This window comes from Variovorax sp. E3, assembly GCF_016082275.1.
Taxonomy (GTDB): domain Bacteria; phylum Pseudomonadota; class Gammaproteobacteria; order Burkholderiales; family Burkholderiaceae_C; genus Variovorax.
Window position 1 is genome coordinate 1 of record NZ_MOWM01000367.1, and the last position, 738, is coordinate 738.

A 738-nucleotide genomic window follows, 5' to 3' on the forward strand; every position below is an offset into this window, starting at 1 on the left:
GCCGGCCCTGCCGACGGCGCGCCGGTGATTCTTCTGCACGGTTGGCCGTACGACATTCACATGTTCGTCGACGTGGCGCCCGCGCTCGCGGCGGCGGGCTTTCGTGTCATCGTGCCGCACCTGCGCGGCTACGGCACCACGCGCTTCCTGTCGGCCGACACGCCGCGCAACGGGCAACAGTCCGTGGTCGCCGTCGACATCATCGCGTTGATGGATGCACTGAAGATTCAAACCGCGACCGTGGCCGGCTGCGACTGGGGTGCGCGCACGGCCTGCATCATGGCCGCGCTGTGGCCGCAGCGCGTGAAGGCGCTGGTCTCGGTCAGCGGCTACCTGATCGGCAGCCAGGAGGCGGGCAAGACGCCCCTGCCGCCGCAGGCCGAGTTGCAGTGGTGGTACCAGTACTACTTCGCGACCGAGCGTGGCCGCGCCGGCTACGAGAAGAACCGTCACGACTTCGCCAAGCTCATCTGGCAGCTCGCATCGCCGAAGTGGAACTTCGATGCGGCCACGTTCGATCGCAGCGCCGTGGCGCTGGAGAACCCCGACCACGTTGCCATCACGGTCCACAACTACCGGTGGCGCCTCGGGCTGGCTGACGGCGAGGCCAAGTACCAGGCGCTCGAGGACCGGCTGGCCAAGGCACCCGTGATCGGCGTGCCGACCATCACGCTCGAAGGCGACGCCAACGGCGCGCCGCATCCGGAACCCAGCGCCTACGCGAAGAAGTTTTCGGGG

1 protein-coding gene is annotated in these 738 nt (G+C 68.4%); it reads left to right on the forward strand.

The window, feature by feature from the left end; all coding sequences use genetic code 11:
- A partial coding sequence (locus BMG07_RS40900) for an alpha/beta fold hydrolase (protein WP_198089234.1) occupies positions 1-738 on the forward strand: 738 nt, incomplete at both ends.